The sequence below is a fragment of the Kineococcus arenarius subsp. arenarius genome (assembly GCF_050871845.1).
Classification (GTDB): Bacteria; Actinomycetota; Actinomycetes; order Actinomycetales; family Kineococcaceae; genus Kineococcus.
In genome coordinates, this window is the sequence record NZ_JBJLSE010000002.1 from 20,052 (window position 1) to 46,821 (window position 26,770).

The 26,770-nt window shown below is 74.9% G+C and carries 23 protein-coding genes; 8 read left to right on the top strand and 15 right to left on the bottom strand.

Going from position 1 to position 26,770, the window contains the following annotated elements:
- Positions 1-73 precede the first annotated feature (73 nt).
- On the top strand, positions 74-1,210 hold the full coding sequence (locus ACRYM0_RS00950) for a S1C family serine protease (RefSeq protein ID WP_432501223.1): 1,137 nt from the start codon (positions 74-76) through the stop codon (positions 1,208-1,210).
- A gap of 2 nt (positions 1,211-1,212) precedes the next feature.
- Here the strand turns inward: ACRYM0_RS00950 and ACRYM0_RS00955 are convergent, their stop codons facing one another.
- The 5 genes from ACRYM0_RS00955 to ACRYM0_RS00975 all read right to left on the bottom strand — a co-directional run bounded on the left by ACRYM0_RS00955 (position 1,213) and on the right by ACRYM0_RS00975 (position 7,490).
- Complete coding sequence (locus tag ACRYM0_RS00955; RefSeq protein WP_432501225.1) at positions 1,213-2,361, bottom strand: phosphatase PAP2 family protein; 1,149 nt, start codon at positions 2,359-2,361, stop codon at positions 1,213-1,215.
- Positions 2,362-2,486: 125 nt separating this feature from the next.
- Entirely contained in the window at positions 2,487-3,674 is a 1,188-nt protein-coding gene (locus ACRYM0_RS00960) for a glycosyltransferase 87 family protein (RefSeq protein ID WP_432501228.1), read from the bottom strand.
- A 4-nt stretch (positions 3,675-3,678) separates the two neighbouring features.
- A complete protein-coding gene (locus ACRYM0_RS00965; RefSeq protein ID WP_432501230.1) occupies positions 3,679-5,178 on the bottom strand; it encodes a hypothetical protein in 1,500 nt (499 codons plus the stop codon).
- A 63-nt stretch (positions 5,179-5,241) separates the two neighbouring features.
- The gene (locus tag ACRYM0_RS00970; protein ID WP_432501231.1) at positions 5,242-5,649 is read right to left on the bottom strand and encodes a phage holin family protein; all 408 of its coding nucleotides are present in this window, start codon (positions 5,647-5,649) and stop codon (positions 5,242-5,244) included.
- A gap of 212 nt (positions 5,650-5,861) precedes the next feature.
- Entirely contained in the window at positions 5,862-7,490 is a 1,629-nt protein-coding gene (locus ACRYM0_RS00975; protein WP_432501232.1) for a cation:proton antiporter, read from the bottom strand.
- 135 nt (positions 7,491-7,625) lie between these two features.
- Here ACRYM0_RS00975 and ACRYM0_RS00980 point away from each other — a divergent pair, with 135 nt between their 5' ends.
- Positions 7,626-8,774, top strand: coding sequence for a glutathione-independent formaldehyde dehydrogenase (locus ACRYM0_RS00980; protein WP_432501233.1), 1,149 nt, complete (start codon positions 7,626-7,628; stop codon positions 8,772-8,774).
- An 87-nt stretch (positions 8,775-8,861) separates the two neighbouring features.
- Here the strand turns inward: ACRYM0_RS00980 and ACRYM0_RS00985 are convergent, their stop codons facing one another.
- Positions 8,862-9,338: a hypothetical protein gene (locus ACRYM0_RS00985; protein ID WP_432501236.1), complete on the bottom strand. Its 477-nt coding sequence runs from the start codon at positions 9,336-9,338 to the stop codon at positions 8,862-8,864.
- A 177-nt stretch (positions 9,339-9,515) separates the two neighbouring features.
- On the opposite strand from ACRYM0_RS00985, the gene ACRYM0_RS00990 reads away from it, so the two are divergent.
- Entirely contained in the window at positions 9,516-10,328 is an 813-nt protein-coding gene (locus ACRYM0_RS00990; RefSeq protein WP_432501238.1) for an alpha/beta hydrolase, read from the top strand.
- An 11-nt stretch (positions 10,329-10,339) separates the two neighbouring features.
- Here the strand turns inward: ACRYM0_RS00990 and ACRYM0_RS00995 are convergent, their stop codons facing one another.
- The 3 genes from ACRYM0_RS00995 to ACRYM0_RS01005 form a co-directional block, all read right to left on the bottom strand.
- A complete protein-coding gene (locus tag ACRYM0_RS00995) occupies positions 10,340-11,056 on the bottom strand; it encodes an OBAP family protein (protein ID WP_432501459.1) in 717 nt (238 codons plus the stop codon).
- A 30-nt stretch (positions 11,057-11,086) separates the two neighbouring features.
- Positions 11,087-11,437, bottom strand: a complete 351-nt coding sequence (locus ACRYM0_RS01000) for a hypothetical protein (protein WP_432501240.1) — start codon at positions 11,435-11,437, stop codon at positions 11,087-11,089.
- Positions 11,438-11,617: 180 nt separating this feature from the next.
- On the bottom strand, positions 11,618-12,154 hold the full coding sequence (locus ACRYM0_RS01005; protein ID WP_432501242.1) for a DUF421 domain-containing protein: 537 nt from the start codon (positions 12,152-12,154) through the stop codon (positions 11,618-11,620).
- A gap of 168 nt (positions 12,155-12,322) precedes the next feature.
- Between ACRYM0_RS01005 and ACRYM0_RS01010 the strand changes: the two genes are divergently transcribed.
- Together ACRYM0_RS01010 and ACRYM0_RS01015 are read left to right on the top strand one after the other, a co-directional pair.
- The gene (locus tag ACRYM0_RS01010; protein WP_432501244.1) at positions 12,323-13,072 is read left to right on the top strand and encodes a beta-phosphoglucomutase family hydrolase; all 750 of its coding nucleotides are present in this window, start codon (positions 12,323-12,325) and stop codon (positions 13,070-13,072) included.
- On the top strand, positions 13,069-15,429 hold the full coding sequence (locus ACRYM0_RS01015; protein WP_432501246.1) for a glycoside hydrolase family 65 protein: 2,361 nt from the start codon (positions 13,069-13,071) through the stop codon (positions 15,427-15,429). The genes ACRYM0_RS01010 and ACRYM0_RS01015 overlap by 4 nt, the downstream gene beginning before the upstream one ends.
- 51 nt (positions 15,430-15,480) lie before the next feature.
- On the opposite strand, the gene ACRYM0_RS01020 is transcribed toward ACRYM0_RS01015, so the two are convergent.
- The 6 genes from ACRYM0_RS01020 to ACRYM0_RS01045 all read right to left on the bottom strand — a co-directional run bounded on the left by ACRYM0_RS01020 (position 15,481) and on the right by ACRYM0_RS01045 (position 22,205).
- On the bottom strand, positions 15,481-15,924 hold the full coding sequence (locus ACRYM0_RS01020; RefSeq protein WP_432501248.1) for a hypothetical protein: 444 nt from the start codon (positions 15,922-15,924) through the stop codon (positions 15,481-15,483).
- Positions 15,925-15,934: 10 nt separating this feature from the next.
- The gene (gene dapB, locus ACRYM0_RS01025; protein ID WP_432501251.1) at positions 15,935-16,690 is read right to left on the bottom strand and encodes a 4-hydroxy-tetrahydrodipicolinate reductase; all 756 of its coding nucleotides are present in this window, start codon (positions 16,688-16,690) and stop codon (positions 15,935-15,937) included.
- Positions 16,687-18,063: a M16 family metallopeptidase gene (locus ACRYM0_RS01030; protein ID WP_432501252.1), complete on the bottom strand. Its 1,377-nt coding sequence runs from the start codon at positions 18,061-18,063 to the stop codon at positions 16,687-16,689. Before ACRYM0_RS01030 ends, dapB begins: the two co-directional genes overlap by 4 nt.
- A gap of 2 nt (positions 18,064-18,065) precedes the next feature.
- A complete protein-coding gene (locus tag ACRYM0_RS01035; RefSeq protein ID WP_432501254.1) occupies positions 18,066-20,324 on the bottom strand; it encodes a polyribonucleotide nucleotidyltransferase in 2,259 nt (752 codons plus the stop codon).
- Between the two features lie 289 nt (positions 20,325-20,613).
- Positions 20,614-20,883: a 30S ribosomal protein S15 gene (gene rpsO, locus ACRYM0_RS01040; RefSeq protein ID WP_337060991.1), complete on the bottom strand. Its 270-nt coding sequence runs from the start codon at positions 20,881-20,883 to the stop codon at positions 20,614-20,616.
- A gap of 377 nt (positions 20,884-21,260) precedes the next feature.
- On the bottom strand, positions 21,261-22,205 hold the full coding sequence (locus tag ACRYM0_RS01045; RefSeq protein ID WP_432501256.1) for a bifunctional riboflavin kinase/FAD synthetase: 945 nt from the start codon (positions 22,203-22,205) through the stop codon (positions 21,261-21,263).
- 133 nt (positions 22,206-22,338) lie between these two features.
- Between ACRYM0_RS01045 and pgi the strand changes: the two genes are divergently transcribed.
- From pgi to ACRYM0_RS01060, 3 genes are all read left to right on the top strand, one after another.
- Entirely contained in the window at positions 22,339-24,030 is a 1,692-nt protein-coding gene (gene pgi, locus ACRYM0_RS01050; RefSeq protein ID WP_432501258.1) for a glucose-6-phosphate isomerase, read from the top strand.
- Between the two features lie 117 nt (positions 24,031-24,147).
- Positions 24,148-25,182, top strand: coding sequence for an NAD(P)-dependent alcohol dehydrogenase (locus ACRYM0_RS01055; RefSeq protein WP_432501462.1), 1,035 nt, complete (start codon positions 24,148-24,150; stop codon positions 25,180-25,182).
- A gap of 216 nt (positions 25,183-25,398) precedes the next feature.
- Complete coding sequence (locus ACRYM0_RS01060) at positions 25,399-26,715, top strand: dicarboxylate/amino acid:cation symporter (protein ID WP_432501260.1); 1,317 nt, start codon at positions 25,399-25,401, stop codon at positions 26,713-26,715.
- Positions 26,716-26,770 lie beyond the last annotated feature (55 nt).

Consider the following 26,770-nt stretch of genomic DNA (forward strand, 5'->3'; position numbering starts at 1 on the left):
GTCCAGCGAAGGTCACGTCGGCACTGGAGGCCCCCGCGCCGGGCGCGGGGTCACCACCACGATGGGAGTTCCCGTGAGCAGCACCTCGAGCACCGTCCGCCCCGAGACCGGGAGGCGCGGCCGCCGGCGCCGTCGCGCTGCGACGGCGGGGTTCCTGCTCGTCCCCCTGGCGATCGCGGGGTGCACCGACAGCGGCGAACCCGCGGCGTCGTCCGGCACGAGCGCCGCCGCGACGTCCGCGTCCAGCTCGCCCGGCGGCTCGGCGGACGGTTCGCCGGCGCAGACCCTGCAGGAGTCGTACCAGCAGGTCATCAGCGACGTCCTGCCCTCGGTGGTGGAGATCCGCACCAGCAGCGGCCTGGGCAGCGGCGTCGTGCTCGACGAGGACGGCAACATCGTCACCAACGCCCACGTGGTGGGCAGCGCCACCGAGTTCGAGGTGCAGTTCGCGAACTCCGCGACCTCGTACCCGGCGACGCTGGTGGGCACCTACCCGCAGAACGACCTGGCGGTGATCCGGGTGGAGGGCGCCCCCGACCTGCAGCCGGCGACGCTGGCCGACTCCGACGCGGTGGAGGTCGGCACCCTCGTGCTGGCCATGGGCAACCCGCTGGGCCTGTCCAGCAGCGTCAGCGACGGCATCGTCTCGGCCACCGGCCGCACCGTGTCCGAGCCGCCGAGCGAGGCGGCGCCGGCGGGGGCGACGCTGCCGGGGACGATCCAGACCTCCGCGGCCATCAACCCCGGCAACAGCGGCGGTGCGCTGGTGAACATGCAGGGCGAGGTCATCGGCATCCCGACCCTGGCGGCCACCAGCCCGGCCGGCGGGGGCGGCGCCGCCCCGGGCATCGGCTTCGCGATCCCCTCGAACGCGGTGAAGAACGTCGCTCCGCAGCTCATCGAGGACGGCGAGGTCACCGACACGAACCGCGCCGCCCTGGGCGTCACCGTCACCACGCTCGCCGACTCCTCCGGCCAGCCCGCCGGCGTGGGGGTCGTGGGCGTGGAGCCGGGCGGCGCCGCCGAGGCCGCCGGGCTGCGCGAGGGGGACGTCATCACCTCGGTCGACGGTCAGCAGGTGCGCAGCACCGCGGAGCTGTCGGCGGTGCTGGCCGACCTGGAGGTGGGCCAGACGGTGGACGTCACGGTGCAGCGCGCCGGGCAGGAGCAGACCCTGCAGGTCCAGCTCGGGGAGCTGGCGGCGAGCTGACGTCAGCCGCGCGCGGGGCCGGCGGGACCGGTGGGCGACGAGCGCGCCCGCTCCCGCCAGCCCCGCGTCCCCAGCGCCGCCAGCCACACCGACAGCCCCGCGATCGCCACCCCGCCGACCACGTCGATGAGGTAGTGCCAGCCGAAGTAGACGGTCGCCACGGCCGTCAGCGCGACGAACACCCACAGCGCCCAGCGCACCACCCTGGACAACCGCGAGAACTGGGCGACGAGCGCGGCCGTCAGGACGATGGAGACGTGCAGCGAGGCGAACGCGGCGATGCCGTGGATGCGGTTCGTGCCGAACGGGTCGGCCAGCACCAGCACCCGCGACGTCATGAGGCTCGCCTGCAGGTCCGAGACCCCGGTCTCGGGCAGGTCCGCGTACACGCCCGGGTCGGCGTAGACGGGGCCGAGGCTGGGCAGCAGGTAGTACGAGGCGGTCCCCAGCGCCCAGTTCAGCCCCAAGGCGGTCACGTACCAGTAGCCGTCCCGCGGGTCGCGGACCCACACCAGCGCCATCGCCAGCGAGAACGGGACGAAGAACAGGAAGAACAGGTACACCGCGGAGAGCACGTGCGCGGCCACGGTCGTGCCCAGCAGCTCGTGCGCGAGCTGCCCGGGGTCGGCGCCGAAGGCCATGAGCTCGTCCAGCCGCAGCAGGTCGCCGTCGTGCAGCTCGCCCCGCAGGAACGGCAGGTAGCTCTTGAGGTTCCGGTACCCCACGTAGGTGACGTAGAAGCTGATCAGACCCACCAGCACGTGGGTGAGCCGCCCCGCGGTCAGCCGCTCGCGCAGCACCGCCCGCGCAGCCGCCGCACGCTGCTGCCCGGCACGCCCCGCCGCCCGGACCCGCAGCGCCAGGCGCGGCAGCAGGTCCGCCAGCAGGAAGCCCACGACGAGCGCGGGCAGCCGCACGTAGCTCGGGCCGAGGAAGCCGTCCGGGTCGCGCAGCCGGATGCCCAGGGCCAGCGACGCCACGACGGCCAGCCCGCCGGTGAGGAGCGCGACCCCCACCATCAGCGCCCAGCTGCCCGGCCGGGGGTTGCGGAGCACCGCCCGGGGCGCCACCCGCGCGGGTGCGCCGGCGCGGGGGGGCGCGGCCCCGCCGCGCTGGCTGGGCGTGCCGGACGTGCTGGGGACCTCGCGCATCGGCGACCTCTGCGTTCACCTGTGGGACAGCCGGGGTTCGACTCCCGTGCATGGTGCCACGTCCGGCGCCGCCCCACGGGCACCCGACGGGGCCCGGCGCCACCGCCGGCCGCCCGGGCGGGGCGTCAGGGGGCGGGGCGCCCCCGCGCGTCCCGCCGGCCGCGCAGCTCCCGCACGACGCACGTGCCCAGCACCAGCAGCCACCCCCACAGCGGCACCAGCCGCAGCAGCGTGTCCGGCACCTGCGGCAGCTGCTGGACGTGCCAGGCGTCCGTGGTGGCCGCCAGGTACACCCCCGCCCAGGCCGGCCAGGCCCGCACGAGGGAGTCGGGGTGGCCCACCGTGAGCAGCAGCGGCAGCAGGTAGGCGCCGTAGTCGGCCCACGCGAAGGACGAGGCGGCGAAGGAGCCCACCAGCACGATCGGCAGCGCCTCCGCCGCCGCGCGCGGCCGGCCGCGGCACCGCCACGCCAGCCAGCAGGCGGTGGCGAGCACCGCGGCCCGCAGCGCGAGCCCCACGGGTGCGGGCAGCCCCAGCTGGTCCACCGCACCGTCCACGGACCGGTCGTACGGGGCCAGCTCGACCCGGTTGCCGGCGGCCAGCAGCGGCAGGACGTCGCGGGTGAACACCGACGCGTCGGGGACGGTGAGGAAGCCGACGGCGGTGAGGACGACCAGCGCCGCCCCACCCCCCGCCAGGGCCCGGGCGCGCCCGAGCAGCAGCAGCGCCACCAGCGCCGGCAGCAGCACCGGCTTGACGGCGCAGGCGGTACCCAGCAGCACCCCGGCCGGCACGTCCCGGCCCCGCCCGAGCAGCACGATCGCCACGGTCAGCACCAGCAGGAGCAGCAGGTCGACGTTGCCCAGGCGCAGCAGCCCCGTGACCGGGCGGCTGAGCGCCACCAGCAGCAGCGTGCCCGCCGCGATCGCCGACCCCCGCGGCGTGCGCAGCCGCACCCCGGCCGTGGTGCGCAGCAGCAGCAGCACGCTGAGCACCACGGCCGCCACCGAGGCCGCGGCCACGAGCGTGCTGGCCACCCGGAAGGGCAGCAGCCCCAGCGGTGCGAGGACCCAGCCGCTGACCGGCGGGTACAGGTACTCGTGCCCGGGGTCGTACAGGGGCCCGCCGGAGGCCAGGCTCGCGGCGCTGCGCCACAGGATGCGCAGGTCACCCGCCCGGCCCGTGGCCGACTCCACCAGGAGGTGCAGGAGGGTCCCGACGGCCGGCGGCCACAGCACCAACGACGCCGTGCGCCACCGCTGCGGGCGCACGCCCCCGGCAGCGGTGCGCGCGGCGCGGTCGCCGCCGCTCACGCCCTCACCGCGCGAAGGCCATCAGGTGGTAGCGGCACCCGTCGCCCCGCCCGGCCGACACGTGCTGCAGCCGGTACCCGGCCGCGGTGCCCAGCTCGTGCAGACGGGCGTCGGTGGGGTACCCGGCGACGAAGCGCCCGGCCTCGCGGCTGAACAGGACGAGCACGTCGGGCCGTCGCTCCAGGACGATCCGGGCGCGCTGCGCCGACGGCAGCGGCCCCGTCTCCTGGATGAGCGGGTCGTTGAGCAGGAAGTCGTCCACGGCCGTGCGCCCACCGGCGCGGGCGGGCACGAGCCCGGCGTCGGAGACGGCGAACACGGTGTCGCTCGGCGTGGTGCGCAGCCAGGCCGCCATCCCCTCCCGGGCGGCCACCTTGCACGCGGTGTACGCCTGCGCCGACGAGCGCACCGCCGCCTCGGCGCCGGGCCCGGTGAGCAGCAGCGCAGCGCTCACCGCGGCGGTGGCCGCCGCCGCGGCCGGCCGGCCCCACCGCCCCCGCAGGGCGAGCAGCGCCACCACGGCCACCCCCGCCAGCAGCGCCAGCTGGGGCCACACCGGCATGAAGAAGCGGCTGTAGCCGTTGGCGCTGTCCAGCGTCCCGACGGACCCCGCCGCGTGCACCAGCGGCGCCACCGCGAGCAGCCGGGCCCGGCCGGCGGCCAGGGCGGTGCCGGCGGCGGCGAGCACGACGACGAGCGCGCCCTGCTCGAGGAACTTGAGCAGGACGGCGGTGCCCTCACCGGTGCCGGACTTGTAGAGCACCGAGTTCGGCAGCAGGTGCCCGTGCACCAGGAGCCGTCCCGCCTCCAGCACCGCCTGCGAGGCCACGGGGAGGGCGACCAGCCAGGCGCACCGGTGCAGCGCGGCCCGCCGGGTGGCGCGCCGCAGCAGCCCGGGCCCCTCGCTGCACGCCACGAGCGCGGTGGCGACCACGAGCCCCTCGGGGCGCAGCCACGGCAGCAGCGCCAGGGCGGTGCCGGCGGAGGTGGCGCTGCCGCCGTGCGGGCGGGCCAGCTCCAGCACCGCCGCCGTGAGCACCGCCGCGACCAGCAGCGTCTCCAGGCCGCCCACCGCCCACGCCGCGAACGGCGCGCTGCACCCAACCAGCAGGGCCCCGACCGCGGCTGCGGGAGCACCCGCGACCGCGCGGCCGCGCAGGCCGACGAGCAGGACGCAGACCACCCCGGCGGCGACCCCCAGCACCCGGGCGGTGCCCAGCGCGGGGAGACCGGCCAGCGCGGCGGCCGCCTCCAGCCCCACCAGCAGCGGGTTGCTGGCACCCTCGACGACCGGGCCGCCCGGGTTCCACACGAAGCCGTGACCGGCGGCGAGGTTCTCCGCGTAGCGGACGCTGATCCAGGAGTCGTCGGTGACGAAGCCGCGCAGCCGCCAGCACAGCCACAGGTGCACCAGGCACGCGGCGGCCACGGCGAGGTCGGTCCACCGCGGGACCCGGCCGGCCCGCCCGGCGGGTGCGGCGGCTCGGGCGGTCGTGGTCGTCACGCGGTTCCTGTCACGGGTGCGGGTGGCCGGGGCCGGGTGGGTTGCGGCTCAGGGGGGCGGCGGTCAGGCGGTCGTGCCCGCCTCGGCCCCCGGGCGCGCTGCGCGCACGTCCTCGCGAACGCTCGCCAGGGTCTCCTCGGGCAGCAGCGAGCCCACCCGCTTCAGCTCGGCCACGCCCGCGGCGGCGAGGGCGGCGGCACCACCGCCGTACAGCAGCGTCGCCAGGAACGCGGCGCTCGGCGCGGGCAGCACCTTGCCGAAGGTGCGCACGACGAACGCGGCGGACGTCCCGGCCGCCAGCGCCCCCAGGGCGGTCGCGCCGCCCAGCAGCGCAGCGCCCTTCGACGCCTCCTTCGCCTTGGCGATCATCTCCTGCTGCCCGCGCCGGACCTCGGCGCGGACGAGTTGCGCGGTGTCGGAGGTCAGCTCGTCGACGAGCTGACCGGCGGAGCGGGTGGGCTGGTCGGTCATGGTGGTCCTCCTGGAGGGGCTGTCGTGACTGCTCAGCGGGGCCGGCCGCTCGACCCGGGCGTGCTCGCCCGCGCGCGGCAGCGGACCCGTGGTGCGGGACCGCGCCGGCCCCGGGGCCGCCACCGCTGCGCACGGTACGCGCCCCGGCCCGGGCGCGCCGCTCCAGACGGCCGCGCGGGCCCGGCCGGTCCGTGCCGCTCCCCCGAGGCACCTCACTCGTAGCGGGACGCGCGCGCCTCGACCTCGAAGAGGACCTCGTCGGCGGCGTCGGGGCTGACGGCCCCGGTGCGGCGGGCCTCCAGCACGGTCTCGCGCTCGGCGTCGAGGGCCGCGACGTGCAGGCGGTCGAGGGCGTCCAGCAGCCCGGGCCCCTCCTCACCCCGGTCGATCAGCGAGACCACGGACTCGTCGTGCGCCAGGCGGGCGCGGTAGCGCGCGGCCGCGGTCGCCCGCGCGGGCTCGGGCGCCCCGTTCCCGGGACCCTCGACGGCGCGCAGCGCCGCGGCGGTCGCCTCGCGTCGCAACCGCCGCACGTCCGCGTCCCCGGAGGCGGGACCCGCCACGTGCAGGTGCCGCACCAGCGGGGCGAGCGTGAGGCCCTGCGCGATGAGCGTGACCAGGACCGTGACGAGGGCCACGAGGACCACCTCCGCCCGGTACGGGAAGTCGCCGTCCGCACCCGTCACCGGCAGGGCGAGGGCGAGGGCGACGGTGACCACGCCGCGCATGCCCGCCCACGAGGCGACGGTGGCCTCCCGCCACCCGGCCGGGGTGGCCGAGCCGCGCCGGCGGGCGCGCCGCCCGGCGAGCGCGGACGCCGCGTGCACCACCGCGAAGCGCAGGGCGATGAGCACGGCGACCACGGTGACGGCGAGGGCGACGGCGTGGGCGTTCCCCAGCTGGGAGGTGCCCTCCAGCGCCGTGGTGAGCTCGATCCCCAGGAACCCGAACAGCAACCCGGTCACGGCGAAGTCGACGTAGCGCCACACCGCGCGCCCGAGCAGCCAGCCGCGCGAGGTGGTGGCCCCGGCACCCCGGGCGCGCAGCAGCAGACCCGCCGCGAGGACGGCCAGCACCCCGGACGCCTGCACCTCGTCGGCGACCAGGTAGGCCGCGAACGGCAGCGCGATCGTCACCGTGGTCTCCACCGGGGCGTCGTGCAGGCGCGCCAGCGCCCAGCGGGCCAGCAGACCCGCCACCAGGCCGATCGCGGTGCCGCCGACGACCTCCAGGAACAGGTGCCAGCCGATCTCCGCCGCCCCCACGCTGCCGCTCGTCACCGCGACCAGGGCCACCGAGTACAGCGTCAGCGCGGTGGCGTCGTTGAACTGCCCCTCCCCCTCCAGGACCGTCACCAGCCGCGGCGGCAGCCGCAGCCGGCGCGCCACGGCGGTGGCCGCCACGGGGTCGGGCGGAGCGACGACGGCGCCCAGCACGACGGCCACCGCCCACGGCAGGCCGAACGCGTGGGCGACGACGGCCACGACGAGCGCGCTCAGCGCGGTCAGCCCGACGGCGAGGAACAGCACCGAGCCGGCGTCCTGCCGCAGTTCCCGCAGCGACCCGCGCTGCGTCGTGGCGAACAGCAGCGGCGGCAGCACCAGCGGCAGGATGACCTCCGGCGGCAGGCGGGGCGAGGGCACCTGCGGCACGAGGGCGAGCAGCAGCCCGTACACGGTGAGCACGACCGGTTGGGGCACCCCGATCCGCCCCGCGAGGGGGGTCAGCACCACGATCCCCAGCACCAGCAGCCCGAGCAGCACGACGGCGTCCACGTCGGCGATCGTGGTGGCCGTCCCGGCCCGCCACCACTCGGGACAGCAGCCGGTCCTCGTCCGCACGGGAGCGCATGACCACGGGGAGGGTGGGTAGGAGGCGGTCGTGGCCGACACGAGGGGCGGACCGGAACCGCACCTCACCACCCGTGGACCGACGAGCGGGTGCGACCTCGCCACCACCCCCAGAGGAGGATCACCGTGAAGGCTGTCGTCTACCGGGGCCCGAGGACCGTCACCGTGGAGGACGTCCCCGACGCCCGCGTGGAGAACCCCACCGATGCCGTCGTGCGCATCACCACGACGAACATCTGCGGCTCGGACCTGCACATGTACGAGGGGCGCACGTCCGTGGAGGAGGGCAAGGTCCTCGGCCACGAGAACATGGGAATCGTCGAGGCCGTCGGCGACGGCGTGGACCGGATCAAGGTCGGTGACCGCGTCTCGGTGCCCTTCAACATCGCCTGCGGCACGTGCCGCAACTGCGTGCACGGCTGGACCTCGTTCTGCCTGCGGGTGAACCCCAACGAGGGCATGGACGGCTCGGCGTACGGCTACGCCAACATGGGCCCCTACGACGGCGGGCAGGCGGAGTTCCTGCGGGTGCCGTTCGCGGACTTCAACCTGCTGGAGCTGCCGGAGGGCACCGAGCACGAGAACGACTTCACGATGCTCTCCGACATCTTCCCCACCGGCTGGCACGGCGTGGAGCTGTCCGGGATGTCGCCCGGTGAGGACGTCGCCGTCTTCGGCGCCGGCCCGGTGGGGCTCATGGCCGCGCACAGCGCCCTCATCAAGGGCGCCTCCCGCGTGTTCGTGGTGGACAAGGAGAAGGACCGCCTCGCCCTGGCCGAGAGCATCGGCGCCATCGGCGTCGACTTCTCCGCCTCCGACCCGGTCGAGCAGATCACGGAGGCGACGAAGGGCCGCGGCGTCGACCGCGGCGTGGAGGCCGTCGGGTACCAGGCCCACGACCCCGCCGGCGACGAGCACCCCGAACTGGTGCTCGACAACCTCGTGAAGGTCGTCCGCAGCACCGGCGGCATCGGCGTCGTGGGCGTGTACATGCCGCAGGACCCCGGAGCGGCCACGGAGGCCGCGAAGCAGGGCCGCATCGGCTTCGACTACGGGACCTTCTTCACCAAGGGCCAGTCGATGGGCACCGGCCAGGCACCCGTCATGCGCTACAACCGCCAGCTGCGCGACCTCATCGTCGCCGGGCGGGCGAACCCGGGGTTCATCGTCTCGCACGAGTTGGGCCTGGACCAGGCTCCCGAGGGCTACGCGAGGTTCGACGCCCGCGAGGACGGCTGGACGAAGGTGCTGCTGCACCCCGGGCAGTCCTCGTGACCGCTTCCGGAGCGGGGCGACGAGGTCGCGGCCACCGGGGCACCGGCGGTACCGCGGTGGTGGGCACCGCACGCGCCCCGCAGGACGTCAGTCGTCCGACACCTCCCCCGCCTGCCGGTCCCCCGACCTGGTGAGGAGCCTCTCGGCGAGGGCGGCCTCGAGGCTCTCGACGAGGAGGTAGACGACTCCCGCCACGAACGGCGCGGCGGGCCACACGACCACGTGCTGGCTCCAGCGCGCCACGAGGTACGCGGCGCCCAGCCCGGCGAGCACGGAGACGATGTTCAGGCTCGTGCCCAGCGCGAGCGTCCTCGTGCGGTGCTGCGGCATGGGGCCGCGGAAACCGCGGGACAGCACCCCCTCCAGCACCGTGAACGACATGACGGCACCCACGGCGTAGAGGACGACCCGCAGCACGTCCGGGGACCCCTGCAGCACCTGCAGCAACCCGAACGTGACCGTGACGAGGATCGAGAACCCGAAGGTCGTGCTCTCCCGCCCGACCGTGCTGCGCATGGCCCGGACGAGGGTGTCGTCCTCCTGCTCCTCCCCGTGCTCGGGCACGCCTGCTCCTCCCCACGGCTCCACCACCGCGTGCGGCACCCGGCCCCGGTTCGACCGTCGTGCCCGTGAGGATGACGCCTCCCGCCGTCCGGTGCCATCCGGCGCGCCGGCCGCCGGGGTGCCGGGGCCACCGGCCGGCCGCAGACTGGGCACCGGGCGATCGGACGGGGGAGCACCGTGCAGGACGCGCAGCGCGACGAGGACCGGGACCGCGGGCCGGCCGGGGTGCGGGGAGCCGACCACGGGGTGGGCGAGGCGGCGCCCGCGGGCGCCGACGGGCCCCGGCGCGGTGACCGGGGCGCGGCGGTGCGCACCCCCTTCGACATCGGTCCCGCCCCCGCGCGCACCGCGGGGCGGGAACGGCGCCGCGCCGGGACCGTGGAACTGTCCACCGGTGTCCCCGGCACGCTGCTGGTGGTGCCCGAGGTCGACGGGCCCGTGCCGCTGCTCGTCTTCTTCCACGGCTCGGGCGGCACCCCGCAGCAGTCCCTGGACCTCGTCGGTGCCGCGGCCGAGCGCCACGGCACGGCCGTGCTCGCGCCGCGCTCCACCGCCCACACCTGGGACGTGGTCGTGGGCGGGCCCGGCCCGGACGTCGCAGCCGTGCGCCGCGCCCTGGCGGAGGCCGCCGGGCACGTGGACGTCGAGGCGTCGGCCCTCGGCGTCGGCGGGTTCTCCGACGGAGCCTCCTATGCCCTCACGGTCGGCCTGGCGAACCCGGGCACCGTCGGGTGCGTCCTGGCCTTCTCACCGGGTTTCGTCGTGGACGGCGTCCCCGGTCGGCGGCCGCGGTGCTTCGTCTCCCACGGCACCGCCGACCGGGTCCTGCCGATCGACCGCACCAGCCGCGTCGTCGTCCCGCGGCTGCGCGGCAGCGGGTACGACGTGCAGTACCGGGAGTTCGACGGCGGGCACGAGGTTCCGGCGGACGCCGTGGAAGCGGCCTTCGCCTGGTGGCTCACCCCCGGCGCTGGTGCGGGCGGGGGTTGAGTTGAGCGGCCTCACCGCCCGGCGTCCTCGACACCGGGCACCGGCGTCGTGGGGCCGGGGAAGTCGCCCTTCATCTCGTCCACGCCGCGTTGCGGTTCGGCCAGCGGCAACAGCGACGCGCGGTCGGCCCGCTTGGCGTCCGAGTCGATCCCCATCGCCCGCTCGAAACCGGTGCGCAGGCCCTCGTCCGCCTCGCCGTCGCGGTTGAAGGACCACATCAGCGTCGCGTCCCCCATCGGCAGGTCCATCCCGGGCTCGCCGTGCGTGCCGGTGTGCCAGGTGTGCCAGGTCTTGCCGTAGGAGTTCACCAGCTGCTTCATCAGCGACGTCTCGACCTTCTGCGGCAGGCCGGGCGCGGACAGCTGACCGGAGAACACCTCGTAGTTGTGCGGGTGCCAGTAGTCCTTCTCCTGCTCCGGCAGCGTGTCGAACAGCGCCCCGGAGACGATGTACTCGATGCCGATGAGGTTGGCGTCGGCGGTGTTGCCGTCGAAGATCACGCACTGCAGGAGGTCGTCGTTGACGACCTTGCAGAAGTGGTGGGCCTCCATCTGCATGCCCGCGTCGCCCTTGGCGCAGTGCAGGCCGGCGACGTAGACGTCGAAGGCCTTCAGCGGCGGTGCCGACTGCAGCAGCTTCGCGCCCTGCTCCAGGACGCTCAGCCACGTCCCCTTGCGCTCACCGGCGGCGGTGACGGGGCTGGGGCGGTCCTCGATGGCGGGGTTCAGGTTCACGGTCGTCGCTCCTCGTCTCGTCCGTCAGGACCGCACGCGGTCGAGGTGCTGCAGCAGTTCGTCGGCAGCCTCCTCGATCTCGGGGTGGTCGTTCTGGGAGGCTCGCTGCTTGGCGTGGATCAGCGCGGACCGGTCGACCTTCGAGAAGTCGCCGTACGGGAAGCGGTAGCGCTTCTTCGTGTGCTCGGAGGCGTCCGGGTCCTCCGCCAGGTGCCAGCGCGCGTAGGCGTCCCAGCCGTCCTCGTCGCGCACCTCGTTCCCGTCCGAGGTGGACGGGGCGGCGTCGGACCAACTGGTGCTGTCGTCGTGCTCCCCGGCGTCGATCAAGCGGTGCGCCTGCTCGAGCGCCTCCCGGTTCACGCGGTAGTTCGGCATGTCCTCCTCCTACCCGCCCAGGTCCCGGTCACTCGCCGGCCTCCCGCCCGGCGCGCAGGGGCCCCGAGGCGCGCGCCTCGTCGAACCGGCTGAACGCGTCGCAGCGGCGTCCCGGAGGCCCGCCCCTGGTTCCCAGGAGCACTCGGGGCGTACCCCGATCCACCGTGCGCGAACCCTCCGTCAGCGCCCCGCGCCCGGTGTGGACCGCGCCGCCCCGGGGACGTCGGCGAGCGCCGACCCGTCGCCGAACTGCGCGGCGGGCACGACGCTGAGCGTCCCGTCGCCCTCGAGGACGACGGCCGCGACAGCGCTCAGGTCACCGCTGCCGCTGGCGCGCACGGCCTGGCGCACGTCGCTCGCGGTGACCCGCTGCTGGCGCAGCGCCTCCTCGTCCAGCACGCCGTGCGACAGCAGCAACGTCGGCCGGGCCGTCACCGCGCTGCGCGCCCGCGGCAGGCGGCTGGTCGTCCAGGCGACGGCGAACTGCAGCCCGGCCAGCAGGACGAGCGCCACGGCCCCTTCCGCCCAGGAGACGTCGGAGCTGAGCAGGATCGTGGCCAGCGTCGAGCCGAGCGCGACCGTCACGACGAGGTCGAACGCGTTGAGCTTGGCCAGGGTGCGCTTGCCGGACAGGCGCAGCACGACGACGACGGTGACGTAGGCGCAGGCCCCCACCGCGAGCACGCGGGCGAGATCGGACCAGGAGTCGAACCACATGCCCCTCCCCTACCCGGGTTCCGCGCGGTTCACCACGGGCGGGTGACGATGCAGGGGACGCCGGCGGCGCGGGTCCCGCGGCGTCGCGGGAGCCGGACTGCACCGGTGGCCCGGTCCCCCTAGGGTCGGAGCGCGGGCGGAGCGACCCCCGCGGGGAGGAGAGGCGACGTGCTGGGACTGCCGGACGGCATCGAGGCGCTCTTGTTCGACCTGGACGGAGTGCTCACGGACACCGCGGCGGTGCACAACGCGGCCTGGACGGCGGCGTTCGACGGCTACCTGCGCGAGCGCGCCGCCCGCACCGGGGAGGAGTTCGTGCCCTTCGACCCCGACGCCGACTACCGCGCCCACGTCGACGGCAAGCCGCGCGCCGCCGGGGTGCGCGACTTCCTGGCCAGCCGCGGCATCACCCTGCCGGAGGGCTCGCCCGACGACCCGCCCGGCACCGAGACGGTCAGCGGCCTGGGCAACGCCAAGAACGCCGACCTGCTGCACCGCCTGGCCAGCGACGGGGTCGAGGTGTACGAGGGCTCCCGGCGCTACCTGCGCGCCGCCCGCGACGCCGGGCTCCGCCGGGTCGTGGTGTCCTCCAGCGCGAACACGCGCCAGGTGCTGGAGGTGACCGGCCTGGCGGAGTTCGTGGAGGACCGCGTGGACGGCGTGACGCTGCACGAGCTGGGCCTGGCCGGCAAACCCGCTCCCGACACGTTCCTGGAAGGCGCGCGCCGGGTGGGCGTGCCGCCCGAGCGGGCGGCGGTGTTCGAGGACGCGCTCTCCGGCGTGGAGGCCGGCCGCGCCGGGGCGTTCGGCGTGGTGGTGGGCGTGGACCGGGTGGGGCACGCCGACGCCCTGCGCGAGCACGGCGCCGACGTCGTCGTGCAGGACCTGGCCGAACTGCTCGACGAGGGCAGCCGGTGATCGGCCCGGACACCTTCCCCGTCGAACCGTGGCACGTGCGCGAGACCGGCCTGGACCTGGACCTGCTGGGGCAGACGGAGTCCGTCTTCGCCCTGTCCAACGGGCACATCGGGATGCGCGGCAACCTCGACGAGGGCGAACCGCACGGCACGCCGGGCACCTACCTGAACTCCTTCTACGAGGACCGCCCGCTGCCCTACGCCGAGGCCGGGTACGGCTACCCCGAGGTCGGCCAGACCGTCGTCAACGTCACCAACGGCAAGCTGGTGCGCCTCTTCGTCGACGACGAGCCGTTCGACGTGCGCTACGGCGAACTGCTCTCGCACGAGCGCGTCCTGGACCTGCGCGCCGGCACGCTCACGCGCACCGCCGACTGGGTCTCCCCCGCCGGCCGGCGTGTTCGGGTGCGCTCCACCCGCCTGGTCTCGTTCGTGCAGCGGGCGGTGGCCGCGATCGAGTACGTCGTGGAGGCCGTGGACGGGCCCGTGCGCCTGACCCTGCAGTCGGAGCTCGTCGCGAACGAGGCCGTGCCGGCGAAGAAGCGCGACCCGCGCGTCGCCGCCGTGCTGAACTCCCCGCTGGCTGCGGTGGAGCGCGACAACGGCCCCACCTCGGCCACGCTCGTGCACCGCACGCGCGCCAGCGGGCTGCAGATCGCCGCCGGCATGGACAACACCCTGGAGGCCACCGGCCGGGTGGAGGCCGAGACCAGCACCTCGGAGGACTGGGCCCGCACCACGTTCGTGGTCACCGCCGAGCCCGGTCAGCCGGTCCGCCTGGTCAAGCACCTCGCGTACGGCTGGTCCTCGCAGCGCTCGCACCCCGCGCTGCGCGACCAGGTCGCCGGCGCCCTCAGCGGCGCCCGCTACACCGGCTGGGACGGTCTGCTGCGCGAGCAGCGCGAGTACCTGGACGCGTTCTGGGACGCCGCCGACGTGGACGTCGAGGGCGACGCCGAGGTGCAGCAGGCCGTGCGGTTCGCGCTGTTCCACGTGCTGCAGGCCGGGGCGCGCAGCGAGGGGCGCGGCATCCCCGGCAAGGGCCTGACCGGTCCGGGCTACGACGGGCACATCTTCTGGGACACCGAGGCGTACGTCCTGCCGGTGCTCACCTACACCGCCCCCGACGCGGCGCGCGATGCGCTGCGCTGGCGGTGGAGCACCCTGGACAAGGCGTGCGCGCGCGCCCGCGAGCTCGGCCTGGCCGGTGCGGCGTTCCCGTGGCGCACCATCCGCGGCGAGGAGTGCTCCGGCTACTGGCCCGCCGGGACGGCCGCCTTCCACGTCAACGCCGACATCGCCGCCGCGGTGGAGCGCTACCGCGTCGTCACCGGCGACGACTGCCTGGAGGCCGACGGCGGCCTGGAGGTGCTCGTGCAGACGGCGCGGCTGTGGATGTCCCTGGGGCACCACGACGCCGACGGCGCCTGGCACGTCGCCGGGGTGACCGGCCCGGACGAGTACACCGCGGTGGTCGACGACAACCTCTTCACCAACCTGGCCGCGGCGCACAACCTGTCCGTCGCGGCGGCCGCCGTGCGCCGCCGGCAGGACCGGGCCCGTGACCTGGGCGTGGACCTGGAGGAGGCGGCCCGGTGGGTCGACGCCGCCGAGGCGGTGCACGTGCCCTACGACGAGCGGTTGCGCGTGCACCAGCAGCACGAGGGGTTCACCCGCCTGCCCGAGTGGGACTTCGAGCACCGCCGCGAGTACCCGCTGCTGCTGCACGTGCCGTACTTCGACCTGTACCGGCACCAGGTCTGCAAGCAGGCCGACCTGGGCATGGCGCTGTTCTGGTTCGGCGACCGCTTCAGCGAGGAGGACTTCGCCCGCGACGTCGACTACTACGAGCGCCGCACGGTGCGCGACTCCTCCCTGTCCGCGTGCGTGCAGGCGGTGCTGGCCGCGCAGACCGGCCACCTCGAGCTGGCGCACGACTACACGTACGAGGCGGCCAGCGTCGACCTGCGCGACCTGCACCACAACACCGCCGACGGCCTGCACATCGCGTCCCTGGCCGGGACGTGGATGGCCCTGGTGCAGGGCTTCGGGGGCCTGCGCGACACCGCCGGGGAGCTGTCCCTGGACCCGGCGCTGCCGCACGGCATCTCGCGCCTGCGGTTCTCGGTGCGCTGGCGCGGCCTCACGCTGCGGGTGACGGTGCGCGCCCACGAGGCGACGTACGAGGTGCACGACGGGCCGGAAGCCTCGGTGCGGCTGCGGCACGCCGGCCAGGAGGTCGTGGTCCGCAGCGGTGCCCCCGTGACCCTGCCGGTGCGCGAGCGCAGGCCGCTGCTGCCGCGCCCCCCGCAGCCGCCCGGGCGCGAACCGGCCCCGCGGGTGCGCACCGCGCACTGAGGGCACCGCGGTGGCGGGAGGGGTCCCCCCGCCACCGCGGCGCCCCGGGCGTCAGGAGCGCTGCGCGCGCAGCTTCACCGCGTGGCGGGCGGCGGCGCGACCCCGGCGGCGGTCGCCCGCCGCGTCGTAGGCCAGGGCCAGGCGGTACCAGGCGCCCGGGTCGCCCGGGTCGGCCTCCACCTCGGCGCGGTACCGCTCGAACATCGCCTGGCCCGCGGCGCGGTCGACACGACCGGTCGCGGTGCGCTCCAGGTCGTCGGCGGGCAGTTCACCGCGCTCGGCGAGCTCGCGGCCCAGCCGCTCGGTGGCGCGCCCGAACAGCAGCTCGCGCACCACCGCCCACGCGGCCACCAGCGGCAGGACCAGGACGGCGGCGCCGAGGAGCACGCCGGCCCAGTTCCCGGTGCCGATGAGCTCGATCCCGAGCCGCCCCAGCAGCACGAAGTAGAACAGCAGCGCCGCGCACGACACCGCCACGACGACCTTGGTGCGCAACGCCGCCCCCTCAGCCGAGGTCGAGGTAGTGCTCGAGCCCCACGGTGACGCCCGGGCGGGAGGCGACCTGCCGCACGCCCAGCAGCAGGCCGGGCATGTAGGCGGCCCGGTCGTACGTGTCGTCGCGCAGGGTCAGGGTCTCCCCCGGCCCGCCGAGCACGACCTCCTGGTGCGCGGTCATGCCGCGCATCCGCACCGCGTGCACGTGCACCCCGTCCACGACGGCGCCCCGGGCACCGGGCAGCGACTGCTCGGTGGCGTCCGGGGAGGGGCCCAGCCCGGCCTCGGCGCGGGCGGCGGCGATCAGCTGCGCCGTGCGGATCGCCGAACCGGACGGGGCGTCGACCTTGCCGGGGTGGTGCAGCTCGACGACCTCGACGGACTCGAAGAAGCGGGCGGCCTGCTTCGCGAACTGCATGACGAGCACCGCGCCCAGGCCGAAGTTGGTGGCGATGAGCACGTTGCGCCCCGCGGCGCCCTGCCACGCCTCGACCTGCGCGACGCGCTCGTCGGTCCACCCGGTGGTGCCGGTGACCACGTGCAGCCCGTGCTCCAGCGCCCACTGCACGTTGCCCATCACCGAGCCCGGGACCGTGAGGTCCACGAGCACGTCGGCGCCGGCGGCCGCGGCGAGGTCGTCGCCGCGACCCAGGGCCGCCACCAGGTGCAGGTCGGGCGCCGCCTCCACGGCGGCGACGGCCTGCGAGCCCATGCGCCCGCGCGCCCCGGTCACCGCCACGCGCAGCGGGGCGCCGGGCGTGCTCACCGCACCACCGCGCGGAACGCGGTGTCGTCCGCGAAGGGGCCGACCACGGTCACCGAGCGCGGCCGCGAGAGCAGGTCCGCGGCCATGGAGCGCACGTCCTCGGCGGTGACGGCGCGCAACCGGGCCAGGACGCCGTCCACGTCCAGGAACTGCCCGTGCACCAGCTCGGACTTGCCCAGGCGGTTCATGCGCGAGCCGGAGTCCTCCAGGCCCAGCACCATGCCGCCGGCGAGCTGGCCGATGCCGCGCTCCAGCTCCTCGGCCTCCAGCGGCGAGTCGGCCAGCTCGGCCAGCTCGGCCAGCATCAGCTCGGCGACCTGAGCGGCCTTGGCCGGGGAGCACCCGGCGTACAGGCCCACGTAGCCGGAGTCGGCGTAGTTCGCGTTGAACGAGTACACCGAGTACGCCAGACCGCGCTTCTCACGCACCTCCTGGAACAGCCGGCTGCTCATGCCGCCGCCCAGGACGGCGTTGAGGACGCTCAGCGTGAAGCGCCGCTCGTCGGTCGCCGTGATGCCGGTGGTGCCCAGCAGGACGTGCGCCTGCTCGGTGGCGCGCTCGACGACGAGGGCACGGCCCTGCGGCAGCCCGCCCGACACGCCGCTGGAGACGCGGCGCGGCGCCGGGGCTGCGTCGTGCAGGTCGCCCGCGGCGCGGGACAGCTCGCGCTGCACCGCCTCCACGACCTCCTCGTGGTCCAGGCCGCCGGCGGCGGTGAACACGAGCGTCGAGGGGCGGTAGTGCTCGCGGTAGTGGGCCCAGACGTCGTCGCGGCCCACCGCGCGGATCGTCTCGGGGGTGCCGCCGATGGGCCGGGCCAGCGGGTGGTCGCCCAGCACCAGCTCGGCGAACTTCTCGTGGGCCAGGTCGCCCGGGTCGTCCTCGTTCATCGCCAGCTCTTCGAGGATGACCTCGCGCTCGGAGCTGAAGTCGTCGTCGTCGAGCACCGCGGAGGTGACCATGTCGGTCACCACGTCGATCGCCATCGGCAGGTCGGTGTCGAGCACCCGCGCGTAGTAGGTCGTGTGCTCCTTGCCGGTGGCGGCGTTGGCCTCGCCGCCGACGGCGTCGAAGGCGGTGGCGATGTCCATCGCGTCGCGGCGCTCGGTGCCCTTGAAGAGCAGGTGCTCCAGGAAGTGGGTGGAGCCGTAGTGCCCGCTGGTCTCGTCGCGGGACCCGACACCCACCCAGCAGCCGATGCTCGCCGAGCGCTGGCCGGGCATCGCCTCGGTCAGCACCCGCGCACCGCACGGCAGGACGGTGCGCCGCACGAGCGCGCCGTCCGCGTCGGACAGGGTCGTCGTGACGGGGCCCGGCCCCGCCGCCTCCGTGGGGAGGGCGACGGGGCCGGGGGCGTCGTGGTGGGCCGGCACGGTCAGGCGTCGGCCGTCGCGGCGTCGTCGGTGGTCGCGGCGCCCTCGGCGGCCGCCGCGTCCTCCTCGGCCACGACCGGGACCAGGGAGAGCTTGCCGCGCGGGTCGATCTCCGCGATCTCGACCTGGACCTTCTGGCCGACCGCGACGACGTCCTCGACGTTGTCGACGCGCTTGCCACCGGAGAGCTTGCGCAGCTGCGAGATGTGCAGCAGGCCGTCCTTGCCGGGCAGCAGCGAGACGAACGCCCCGAAGGTGGTCGTCTTCACGACGGTGCCGAGGTAGCGCTCGCCGACCTCGGGCATCGTCGGGTTGGCGATCGCGTTGACCGCCGCGCGGGCCGCCTCCGCCGAGGGGCCGTCGACCGCGCCGATGAACACGGTGCCGTCGTCCTCGATGGAGATGTCGGCGCCGGTGTCCTCCTGGATCTGGTTGATCATCTTGCCCTTGGGCCCGATGACCTCGCCGATCTTGTCGACGGGCACCTTCACCGTGATGATGCGCGGCGCGGTGGGCGACATCTCGTCGGGGGCGTCGATGGCCTCGGCCATGACGTCCAGGATGTGCAGGCGGGCGTCGCGGGCCTGGGTCAGCGCGCCGGCGAGCACCGAGGCGGGGATGCCGTCCAGCTTGGTGTCCAGCTGGATGGCGGTCACGAACTCCTTGGTGCCGGCGACCTTGAAGTCCATGTCGCCGAAGGCGTCCTCCGCGCCGAGGATGTCGGTCAGGGCCGCGTAGCGGGTCTCGCCGTCCACGGTGTCGGAGACCAGGCCCATCGCGATGCCCGCGACGGGCGCGCGCAGCGGCACACCCGCGTTCAGCAGCGACAGGGTCGAGGCGCACACCGAGCCCATCGAGGTGGACCCGTTGGAGCTCAGCGCCTCGGAGACCTGGCGGATCGCGTACGGGAACTCCTCGCGGGCCGGCAGCACCGGCACCAGCGCGCGCTCGGCCAGGGCGCCGTGACCGATCTCGCGGCGCTTGGGCGAACCCACCCGGCCGGTCTCACCGGTGGAGTAGGGCGGGAAGTTGTAGTTGTGCATGTAGCGCTTGCGCGTCACCGGCGACAGCGTGTCCAGCTGCTGCTCCATGCGCAGCATGTTCAGCGTGGTGACGCCCAGGATCTGCGTCTCGCCGCGCTCGAACAGCGCCGAGCCGTGCACGCGGGGCAGCACCTCGACCTCGGCGGACAGCGTCCGGATGTCGGCCAGGCCGCGCCCGTCGATGCGGACGGACTCGGTGAGGATGCGCTGGCGGATGAGCTTCTTCTGCACCGCGCGGTAGGCCGCGGAGATCTCCTTCTCGCGGCCCGCGAACTGCTCGGCGAGCGACTCGCGCACCTGCGCCTTGACCTCGTCGACGCGGGCCTCGCGCTCCTGCTTGCCGGCGATGGCCAGGGCCTGGGCGAGGTCGCCGGAGACGGCCTGCTCCACGGCGGCGTACACGTCGTCCTGGTAGTCCAGGAACAGCGGGAACTCCGCCGTGGGCTTGGCGGCCTTCGCCGCGACCTCGGCCTGCGCCCTGACGAGCGCGGCGATGTGCGGCTTGGCGGCCTCCAGGCCCTGCGCCACGACCTCCTCGGTCGGGGCGGCGGCGCCCTGCTCCTTGACGAGCGTCCAGGAGTTCTCGGTCGCCTCGGCCTCGACCATCATGATCGCGACGTCCTCGGTGCCGTCCGCGGCGGTGACGACGCGGCCGGCGACGACCATGTCGAAGACGGCGCGCTCGACCTCGGAGTAGCGCGGGAAGGCGACCCACTGGCCGTCGATCAGCGCGATGCGCACACCGCCGACGGGGCCGGAGAACGGCAGGCCCGCGAGCTGGGTGGACAGCGACGCGGCGTTGATGGCCACGACGTCGTAGGCGTCGTCGGGGTGCAGCGCCATGACGGTCACGACGACCTGGACCTCGTTGCGCAGGCCCTTGACGAAGCTGGGGCGCAGCGGGCGGTCGATGAGGCGGCAGGTCAGGATGGCCTCGGTCGAGGGGCGGCCCTCGCGGCGGAAGAACGAGCCGGGGATCTTCCCGGCGGCGTAGCTGCGCTCCTCGACGTCCACCGTCAGCGGGAAGAAGTCGAACTGGTCCTTCGGGGACTTGCCGGCGCTGGTGGCGCTCAGCAGGAAGGACTCGCCGTCCAGGTAGACGGCGGCGGAGCCGGCGGCCTGCTTGGCCAGGCGGCCGGTCTCGAAGCGGACGGTGCGGGTGCCGAACGAGCCGTTGTCGATGACGGCTTCGGCGGCGGTGATCTCGGGACCCTCCACGGGTTCCTCCTCTGTGATCGGTGCGGTGCCCGCACCGGCGCGTGCCCGGCGGGGGGCGTCCCCCCGCCGGTCCGGCCTTCGATCGAGGCCCACGGGCGCTGTGCGCCCGGAGGCCACTACCGAGGACCGGCACGACGCTGCGCGGTGCGGCTGACGGGGTGCTGGGGTCAGCACCCCGAGTCTGCCCGGGGTCGGGCGGTCGCGCGCGGCAACGGCTGCGGGACCCGCCCACGGCCGGGCGCGCGACGAGCAGCGGGGGCGGTCCCGGTGGGACCGCCCCCGCCCCGCCTCAGCGGCGGATGCCGACCCGCTCGATGATCGAGCGGTAGCGGTTGATGTCCTTCTTCGCCATGTACTGCAGCAGGCGGCGACGCTGGCCGACCAGCAGCAGCAGCCCGCGGCGGCTGTGGTGGTCGTGCTGGTGCGTCTTGAGGTGCTCGGTCAGGTCGCGGATGCGCTGGGTGAGCATCGCCACCTGGACCTCCGGCGAGCCGGTGTCGCCCTCGCTCGTGGCGTACTCGGCCATGATCTTCTTCTTGGTCTCGGCATCGAGGGGCACGGTGCTCTCCTGAGTCTCGTTGCGCGGTGCTCCGGGGCTGATCCACCCGGGCTCTCTGGGTCCGCGGCCGGTCGAACGGCTCGTTCAGGCTACCAGCCGGTGCGCAGGGCTCCGCGAGGCCCGTGCTCGGCTCACGCCCCGGGTGGCGGGGAACTCCTGCCCCACCTCGGTCGGTGGTCCGGCACCCCCCGCCCACGGTAGGAGCCGCACGGCCGGTGGCGGGTGCGGAGGCCGGCGTCCGGAGCCCGCCCCGCGCACCCGGGCGAGCCGGTGCACCCGGCCGCGGGCGGAGAGCCGGCCGCAGCACCCGCCACCGGCCCCCACCTGGACCACGGGGGCGCCCCGACCACGACGGCCCCGAGGCGACGCGGAGCAGCTCAGACGAGCCCGAGCAGCTCCCGGCAGCGCTGCACGTCGCGGGCCATCTGCTCCACGAGGGCCTCGGCGCCGTCGAAGCGGCGCGTCGAGCGCAGGTGGTGCAGGAAGTCCACGGCGACACGCTCGCCGTACAGGTCCAGGCCGGTGCTGTCCACGCAGTGCGCCTCCACGCGCCGCTCGACGCCGTCGAACGTGGGGTTGGTGCCCACCGACACCGCCGCGGGCAGGCGCTCGCCGGAGGGGCGGTGCAGCCACCCGGCGTACACGCCGTCCGCGGGCACCAGGCCCTCGACGTCCTCGGCGCAGAGGTTGGCGGTGGGGTAGCCCAGCTCGCGGCCGCGGTGGTCGCCGTGCACGACGGTGGCGCTGACCCGGTGCGGGTGCCCCAGCACGGCCGCCGCGCGCTCGACGTCCCCGGCGGCCAGGGCCTCGCGCACCGCCGTCGACGACCAGCGCGGCGGCGCGCCGTCGTCGCCCAGGTCGTCCAGGGCGGTCACCGCGAAGCCGTGCCGCTCCCCCAGCTCGCGCAGCGAGGTCAGGTCGCCGCTGTTGCCGCGCCCGAAGCGCACGTCGTGGCCGACGACGACCTCGACCGCTCCCAGCGCCCGCACGAACACGTCCGCGACGAAGCGCCCGGGGCTCCAACCGGCCAGCTCCCGCGTGAAGGGCAGCACGAGCACCGCGTCCAGGCCGCAGGCGGCCATCAGCTCCAGGCGGTGGTCCAGGCCGGTGAGCAGGCCCGGGGCCCGCTCGGGCACGAGCACGTGCAGCGGGTGCGGGTCGAAGGTGACCGCCACGGCGGCGACGCCGCGCCGGCGGGCCGCGCGCACCACCCGCTCCAGCACGGCGACGTGCCCGCGGTGCACCCCGTCGAAGTTGCCGATGGTGACCACCGACGGGCCGAAACCGGGGTCCACGTCTGCCAGTCCGTCCCACCGCTGCACCCGCACACTGTGCCAGCCGCCCGCCGAGGTCGCGGTCGGCGGGTGCGGCGATAACGTCTCGTGCGGCAAAGACCCACGACACCACGACACCACGGTCCGGGGACGCCGGGCCGAGAGCGCTGGAGGCGGACGCGTGAACGCAGGACCTGTCGACCCCACCACGACGAGCGCGTGGGCGGCCCTGGCCGCGCACCGCGCCGCCACCACCCCGGACCTGCGCGGGTGGTTCGCGCAGGACCCGCAGCGCGCCGAGCGGCTGACGCTGGAGGTGGCGGACCTGCGGGTGGACCTGTCGAAGAACCTCGTCACCGACGAGACGGTGGAGCTGCTGCTGCAGCTGGCCGAGCAGACCGGCGTGCCGGCCCGCCGCGACGCCATGTTCGCCGGGGAGCACATCAACGTCACCGAGGACCGGGCCGTGCTGCACACCGCGCTGCGCCGGCCGGCGGGCGCGCAGCCGGCGCTGGTCGTGGACGGCCAGGACGTGGACGCCGACGTCCAGCGCGAGCTGGAGAAGGTCTCCGCGTTCGCGGAGTCGGTGCGCTCGGGCGCCTGGACGGGCGTGACGGGCAAGCGGATCACCACGGTCGTCAACATCGGCATCGGCGGCTCCGACCTGGGCCCCGTCATGGCGTACGAGGCCCTGAAGCCGTACGTGCAGGCGGGCCTGCAGTGCCGCTTCGTCTCCAACATCGACCCGACCGACGTCGCCGAGACGACGGCGGACCTGGACCCGGAGACGACGCTGTTCATCGTCGCCTCCAAGACCTTCGGCACCCTGGAGACGCTGACGAACGCCCGCCTGGCCCGCACCTGGCTGTGGGAGCGGCTGGCGGCCGCCGGCGCCCTGGCCGACGACGACGAGGCCCGCCGCGGCGCGGTCGCCAAGCACTTCGTGGCCGTGTCCACCGCGCTGGACAAGGTCGAGGCCTTCGGCATCGACCCCGCCAACGCGTTCGGGTTCTGGGACTGGGTCGGCGGCCGGTACTCGGTAGGCTCCGCGATCGGCACGTCGCTGGCCGTGGCGGTCGGGCCGGAGCGGTTCCGCGAGTTCCTCGCCGGTTTCCACGCCGTCGACGAGCACTTCCGCACGGCCGAGCCGGCCGCGAACGTGCCGCTGCTCATGGGGCTGCTGAACGTCTACTACGTCAACCACTGCGACGCCCACACCCACGCGGTGCTGCCGTACTCGCAGCACCTGCACCGGTTCCCGGCGTACCTGCAGCAGTTGACCATGGAGTCCAACGGCAAGTCGGTGCGCTACGACGGCTCCGCGGTCACCACCGCCACCGGCGAGGTCTTCTGGGGCGAGCCGGGCACCAACGGCCAGCACGCCTTCTACCAGCTCATCCACCAGGGCACCCGGGTGGTCCCGAGCGACTTCATCGCGTTCGCGAACCCGGCGCACCCGCTCGTGGACCGCGACGGGGGCGACGCCGACGTGCACGCCCTGTTCATGGCGAACTTCTTCGCCCAGACCAAGGCGCTGGCGTTCGGCAAGACCGCCGAGGAGGTGCGCGCCGAGGGCACCGCCGAGGACGTCGTCGCCGCCCGCACCTTCTCCGGCAACCGGCCCACCACCTCGATCATGGCGCCGGCGCTGACCCCGTCGGTGCTCGGCCAGCTCATCGCCCTGTACGAGCACGTCACGTTCGTCGAGGGCGCGGTGTGGGGCATCGACAGCTTCGACCAGTGGGGCGTGGAGCTCGGCAAGAAGCTGGCCCTGGAGATCGCACCCGCGCTGACCGGGGACACCGCGGCCCTGGAGTCCCAGGACCCCTCGACCGCCTCGCTCATCCGGTACTACCTGCAGCAGCGGGGCTGAGGCCGCCCGCGCCGCCCCGGTCCCGCGGGCCGGGGCGGCGTGGCAGGCTGTCCGCCGGCGCGGCGGGGCGGTCCCGCCGGGCACTCCGACGGAGGGGGACCCGCGGTGGCGGAGACCATGCGCGCGAGCGTGCTGGTGGAGCAGGGCGTCATCGAGCTGCAGGAGCGGCCGGTGCCCGTCCCGGGCGACGGCGAGGTGCTGGTGCGCGTCGCCTCGGTCGGGGTGTGCGGCTCGGACGTGCACTACTACAAGCACGGCCGCATCGGCGACTTCGTCGTCGAGGAGCCCCTCGTGCTCGGTCACGAGGTCTCCGGCCGGGTCGTCGCGGTGGGCCGCGGGGTCTCCGAGGCGCGCGTCGGCGAGCGCGTCGCGATCGACCCGCAACGCCCCTGCGGGCACTGCCGGGCGTGCAGGTCGGGGCGGATGAACCTGTGCCCGCACATGGAGTTCTACGCCACCCCGCCGGTCGACGGGACGTTCTGCGACTACGTCACCGCACCCGCGGACATGGCGTACCCCGTGCCGGACGCGATGTCCGACGACGCCGCCGCGCTGCTGGAGCCGTTCTCGGTGGGGCTGTGGGCCGCGCACAAGGCGCAGGTCACCCCCGGCGACCGGGTGCTGGTCGCGGGGGCCGGGCCCATCGGGGCGATGGTGGCCCAGGCCGTGCGGGCGCGCGGCGCGGCCGACGTCGTCGTCACCGACTTCGTCGACTCCCGCCGCGAGCGCATCACCTCCTTCGGCGCCACCCGCGCCCTGCACCCCGTCGACGACGCCGACGAGATCGCCGCCCTGGGGGCGGACGCCTTCGTGGACTGCTCCGGGGCCACCCCCGCGGTGCTCTCCGGCATCCGCGCGCTGCGCCCCGGTGGTGCGGCGGTGCTGGTGGGCATGGGCCCGGACGAGATGCCGATCCCCGTCGGCCTCGTCGCCAGCCGGGAGATCACGGTGACCGGCGTGTTCCGCTACGTGGACACCTGGCCGCGCGGCATCGCGCTGTTCACCGCCGGCGCGGTGCACCTGGACGAGATGGTCACCGCCCGGTACCCGCTGGAGCAGGTCGAGGACGCCCTCAACGCCGACTCCGACCCGCTGAGCATGAAGGCCGTGGTCGTGCTGAACCCCACGAGCGGCGCGGCCGCGGCCTCCTGAGCGCGCCCGCGAGGGGTGCCGCGGCCCGGTTGCTGCACCCGGGTGGCCCGGTGGGGAACAGACCGGGCCACCGTGGCATTCTCCCCAGCGGCATGGACACGGGATGGAACCTCACCGAGCGCCGTCACATCGACCTGGGCAGGACGGCGAGCGCGGTCTAGCGGAGTGCGCAGCACCCCGCCACCGCGACACCCACCCCTACCCAGGAGCTCCTCCGTGATCCGCACCCTGAAGCGGACGCCCTTCGGCGTCCAGGTGCTCATCGGCCTCGTCCTCGGCGTCGTCCTCGGCGCGATCGCCCGCTCGATGGGCGGCACAGCCGAGGACCCGAACTGGCTGACGACCACCCTGTCCACCATCGGCTCGATCTTCGTCACGCTGCTGCGCACCCTGGTGCCGCCGCTCGTCGTGCTGGCCGTGGTCACCTCCATCGCGAACCTGCGCCAGGTCACCGACGCCGCGCGGCTGGCGTGGCAGACGCTGCTGTGGTTCGCCATCACCGCCCTGATCTCGGTCGGCATCGGCATCGCGCTGGGCATCGCCACCGACCCCGGTGACCGCACCTCCGTGGCGGCCACGGCCGCCGAGGAGCCGAGCAGCACCGGCTCCTGGCTGGACTTCCTGCAGGGCATCGTCCCCGGCAACCTGTTCGGCCTGCAGGCGTCCGCCTCCGACGACGGCGTCTCGCTGTCCTTCAACGTCCTGCAGCTGCTCGTCATCTCCATCGCGCTCGGCGTCGCGATCCTGAAGGTCGGCGAGAAGGCGGAGCCGGTGCTGACCGTGGCCCGCTCCGCCCTGGCGATCGTGCAGACCGTGCTGTGGTGGGTCATCCGCCTGGCCCCGTTGGGCACCGTCGGCCTGCTCGGGCGGGCCGTCGCCAGCTACGGCTGGGACGCGCTGAGCCCGCTCGCGGTGTTCGTCGTGGACATCTACGTCGGCCTCGCCCTGGTGCTGTTCGTGCTCTACCCGGTGCTGCTGCGCGCGCACGGCCTGAGCGTGCGCCGCTTCTTCGCCGGCGTGTGGCCCGCCACCCAGCTGGCGTTCGTCTCCCGCTCCTCCATCGGCACCCTGCCGGTGACGCAGCGGGTCACCGAGGAGGAGCTGGGCGTCCCGCGCTCGTACGCCTCCTTCGCGGTGCCGCTGGGTGCCACCACGAAGATGGACGGCTGCGCGGCGATCTACCCGGCGCTGTCGGCGATCTTCGTGGCCGGGTTCTTCGACGTGGACCTGTCGATCACCGACTACCTGCTCATCGCGTTCGTGTCCGTCGTGGGCTCCGCCGCGACCGCGGGCCTGACCGGGGCCACCGTCATGCTGACGCTGACCCTGTCCACGCTGGGCCTGCCGCTGGCCGGCGTGGGCCTGCTGCTGGCGATCGACCCGATCCTGGACATGGGCCGCACCGCGGTGAACGTCACCGGCCAGGCGCTGGTCCCGACGATCGTCGCCAAGCGCGAGGGCATCCTGGACCTGGCGCGGTTCAACTCGCGACGTCGCGTCGAGGAGGCCATCGCCGAGCCCGCCGCCGTCTGAGGCCCACCACCGACGAGGCCGTCCCCGGGAAGGTCCCCGGGGGCGGCCTCGCGCG